This is a genomic window from Collinsella sp. D33t1_170424_A12 (assembly GCF_015554865.1).
Classification (GTDB): domain Bacteria; phylum Actinomycetota; class Coriobacteriia; order Coriobacteriales; family Coriobacteriaceae; genus Collinsella.
On sequence record NZ_JADNJJ010000041.1, the window covers coordinates 1 to 4,204 of the forward strand.

The 4,204-nt window shown below is 59.7% G+C and carries 4 protein-coding genes; all 4 read left to right on the forward strand.

Going from position 1 to position 4,204, the window contains the following annotated elements; all coding sequences use genetic code 11:
• Positions 1-1,617 (forward strand): DNA translocase FtsK (locus tag I2E26_RS02000; protein ID WP_229056337.1); only part of this gene is annotated, 1,617 nt, incomplete at its 5' end.
• Positions 1,617-2,975: a RodZ family helix-turn-helix domain-containing protein gene (locus I2E26_RS02005; RefSeq protein WP_195419408.1), complete on the forward strand. Its 1,359-nt coding sequence runs from the start codon at positions 1,617-1,619 to the stop codon at positions 2,973-2,975. The genes I2E26_RS02000 and I2E26_RS02005, both read left to right, overlap by 1 nt.
• Before the next feature lie 18 nt (positions 2,976-2,993).
• The gene (locus tag I2E26_RS02010; RefSeq protein ID WP_195419409.1) at positions 2,994-3,491 is read left to right on the forward strand and encodes a YajQ family cyclic di-GMP-binding protein; all 498 of its coding nucleotides are present in this window, start codon (positions 2,994-2,996) and stop codon (positions 3,489-3,491) included.
• A gap of 9 nt (positions 3,492-3,500) precedes the next feature.
• On the forward strand, positions 3,501-4,204 hold a 704-nt coding region (locus I2E26_RS02015; RefSeq protein ID WP_195419410.1), incomplete at its 3' end, for a radical SAM protein.

The window sequence follows — 4,204 nt, forward strand, 5'->3', positions numbered from 1 at the left end:
GTTCCCACCGACGCCGGCGGCCAGGTCGTTATTCCCGAGTTCCTCCGTCCTAAATCCGAGGGCTCTTCGTCCGACGACGAGGTCCAGGCAACTCCCGCCACCAGCGCGAGCGGAGATGCTGATGATCGCAAGCTCCCTCCCGTCTCGATGCTTCGCCGCAATGCTGTCAAGGCTGCTGGGAGCTATTCTCATCAGGAGCTCGAGCAGACTGCAGGTGCGCTTCAGTCGACCTTGGCCGAGTTCGGCTTGCATTCACGTGTGGTGGGCTGGATTTCCGGTCCCACGGTTACCACGTTCAAGGTGCAGCCCGGCGAAGGCGAGCGCGTCAGTCGCATCTCCAACCTCGAGGATGATATCGCCTTGTCGCTGGCTACCGATTCCGTCCGCATCTTCGCGCCGATTCCCGGTACGTCGCTCGTTGGTATCGAGATTCCCAACAAGAGCCGTGAGAACGTTTCGTTTGGCGATATCCTTCCCTATGTGAAGGGCGGTCCGCTCGAGTTCGCGCTCGGTCGCGATGCGGAGGGCACCCCGATGGTCGCCGACCTTGCCAAGATGCCGCACCTGCTCATCGCGGGTACGACGGGTTCGGGTAAATCGGTGGTCATCAGCTCTATCCTCATGTCGTTGCTCATGCGTACGTTCCCTGAGGATGTCCGCCTCATCATGATCGATCCGAAGCGTGTCGAGTTCGCTCCCTACGATGGCTTGCCCCATCTCTACGTTCCCGTTGTCACCGAGCCCAAGCAGGCGGCGAGTGCCTTGCAGTGGGCCGTCTCGGAAATGGAACGTCGCTTGAAGATTTTCGAGCGCATCGGTGTGCGCAAGATCTCGACATTCAATGAGAAGCAGGCTGCGGGCGAATTCGATCACTACGACAACCCGCCTGCCAAGATGCCGTATCTCGTCATCGTCATCGACGAGCTTTCGGACCTCATGATGGTTGTGGGCAAGGACGTCGAGGCTTCGATCGTTCGCATCGCTCAGCTTGGCCGAGCAGCCGGTATCCATATGATCGTGGCGACGCAGCGCCCGAGCTCCAATGTCGTCACGGGTCTGATCAAGGCGAACATCACGAACCGTATCGGACTCACCGTAGCGACCGGCATCGATTCTCGCGTCATTCTCGATCAAACGGGTGCGGAGAAGCTCTTGGGCCAGGGTGACATGCTGTTCAGTCGTGTGGATTGGGGCAAGCCCAAGCGCATCCAGGGCTGTTTCGTTTCCGACGAGGAGATCGTTGACGTCGTGTCTTTCGTCAAGGAGCAGTCGACCGCCGATTACCATGAGGAGATTCTTTCTGCGGTAACGCCCGCTGCCATCGGCGGCGGGGCCACGGCGAGCATGGCCGAGGCCCAGGAAGATGACCCGTTGCTCTGGGATGCCGCGCGTATCGTCGTCGATTCCCAGCTCGGCTCTACATCGGGATTGCAGCGCCGTCTCAAGGTTGGCTATGCGCGTGCCGGCCGCATTATGGATATGCTCGAAGAGAAGGGCATCGTGGGTCCTCCGGATGGCTCGAAGCCGCGCGAGGTCTTGCTCGATGCCGAGTCGTTAGCCGAACTGGAGGCTCTTGAAGCCCAGATGGCTGAAGAAGATGGGTTTGGAGGGTTGTGATGTCTTCGCGATTTGGAGCCATGCTGCAGAATCGGCGCCGCGAACTCGGCATGTCGATTCAGCAGGTTTCGAACGAGATCAAGCTGAGGCCGCAGACGATCGAATACTTCGAGCTCGGCAGGCTCGACGCGATGCCACCTCGTGGATATGCTACGGGCATGATTTCCAGCTACGCTCGTTATCTCGGCCTCAATCCTCGCGAGGTCATCGATGCGTATTACGATGAACTCGAGCTATACGAGCGCGTGAACAACACCGGTGCCGGTCGCTTTCTCGATAGCGTGGCAGAGGCGAGCCCGCACAGCGATAACGCCGCTGGTCGGTTTTATATGGTCAACAGCGTTCCGAATTCCCGTTATGCGCAGCGTCCTCCCCAGGCTGGTTACGTTTCGGAATCGACGTCGCTACATGAGCCCGCACCTGTTTCCTCGCTGCGTGCCGAGCGTCCTCCACATCGACTTCGCTATGGACAGCAGCGCTCCCTGCCCGCTTCCTCGGCCGAGCGCCGGAGTGCGAATTCGCTACAGCCTCGCGATCGTTTTGCCGATCGCGATCGTTCGGCCAGCGCGGGACGTCGACCGTATCCAGCGGGCTATCCTGCCGGCGGTTTCGCTCGAAGCCAGGGTCCATCGCGCCCGATGCCGTTGCCTGGTGATCAGCGTTCCGGTCGTACCGCTTACGGCGCTTCGTCCCGCCGTCGACCCGTTCCCGCTCCCTCCGGTCCCGATCCTCGTCTGATGGCTGCGGCCGCCCTCGTCGTCTTGATCTTGCTTGCCTTGTTGGCGCTCTTCGCGTTCAGGTCTTGCGGATCGCAGCCGTCGAACTCCGATATGCAGGCCCAACAGGCGCCGTCGACATCCTCGGTCTCCGCTGAATCTGATTCCGAGGACGACCTCTTCGATGACGAGCCCGCCGATCCCCAGCCTTCTGCAGCCGATCTAGATCCCCAGGATTCCCCGGTCCCTCATTCGGACGACTCCCAGACGGGGGAGACCACGGTTACGATTAGTATCGCTAAAGGAAAGACGTCCTGGGTCGAGGTCAAACTTGACGGCAAATACGTTTACTCGGATACACCCGTCGGTCCTTTCGAGCAGGAGTATACCGTGGGAAGCAGCATCGAGATCACCGTGGACAATCCCGCCGATGTCGTTATTCGGAAGAATGGCGAGAAGATTCGCTATGACAGTAAGAGCTCGGGCGTCGGTCGCGTTACCATTAACGCTCCCGCTCAGCCCGATCCGGCAACGGTGGACGAGACGGCTGATGCCTCCGATAAAGATGCTCGGCGCACGGACAACTCCACCGTGCAAGGCAACACTCAATCCGGCGCCACTTCGGACGGCGTCGCTCGTTAACAACAAGGAGAGATGAACATGGCTAAAGATTCCAGCTTCGACGTGGTTTCTCAGGTCGATATGCAGGAGGTCGACAACGCGTACCAGCAGACGGCTCGCGAGCTCACGCAGCGCTACGATCTGAAGGATTCGGGTGCCACGATCGACCTATCGAAGGCGGATAAGCTCTTTACCATCAACGCCCCAGCGGATTTCGTCGCCCGCCAGGTAACCGACATCCTCAATAGCAAGCTCATCAAACGCGGTATCGATTTGAAGGCGATTTCTTGGGATGCTCCCCAAGCCGCTTCGGGCGGCACGGTTCGCGTGCTCGGCCGTATCGTCGAGGGTATCGACCAGCCGACGGCGAAGAAGATCAACAAGGACGTTAAGGACCGCAAGCTCAAGGTCAAGGTGACCATCGAAGCTGATAAGCTGCGCGTTTCCTCTGCTTCTAAGGATGCCTTGCAGGAGGTCATCGCTTTCCTGCGTGACCAGGATTACGGTCAGCCGCTCCAATTCACGAACTATCGATAAGGGAATTCCATGGCATTTGGCTCTATTTTATATGTGACGCTCGGCTGCGCGAAGAACGAGGTCGATACCGACCGCATGCGATCGCTTCTCACAGCGGCTTCTTACTCCGAGGCCGCCTCGGTCGACGAGGCCGATCTGGTCATCATCAATACGTGCTCGTTCCTGGCCTCCGCGACGTCTGAGAGCATCGAGACGACGCTGGCGCTTGCCAACGAGGTCCACGACGGCGTGCGCTCCGTTCCTATCGTTATGTGCGGCTGCGTCCCTTCCCGTTACGGTGACGACCTCCCTGACGAGCTTCCGGAGGTCGCCGCCTTCGTTCGTGCGGATGAAGAGGATGGCATCGTCCGCGTGTGCGACTCCGTACTCGGCATCGAGCGCAGCGAGCCCGCGTTCCTACCGTCTGTAAAGCGCACCGTCGAGGGCGCGGTAGCGTATGTAAAGATTTCCGACGGCTGCAACCGTTTCTGCAGTTTCTGCGCGATCCCCTATATTCGCGGTCGATACCATTCCCGTACCGCCGACCGTATTATCGCCGAGGCGAAGGAGCTGGTAGCGGGTGGTGTCCGGGAAATCGTGCTCATCGGTCAAGATACCGGCATCTGGGGTAGCGATTTCAAGGGTGAGGTCGAAGGGCCTAAAAACCTGGCGCAGCTTCTCGTGGCTCTTGCCGAGGAGCTGCGACCCGAGCACGTATGGATACGCGTGCTCTA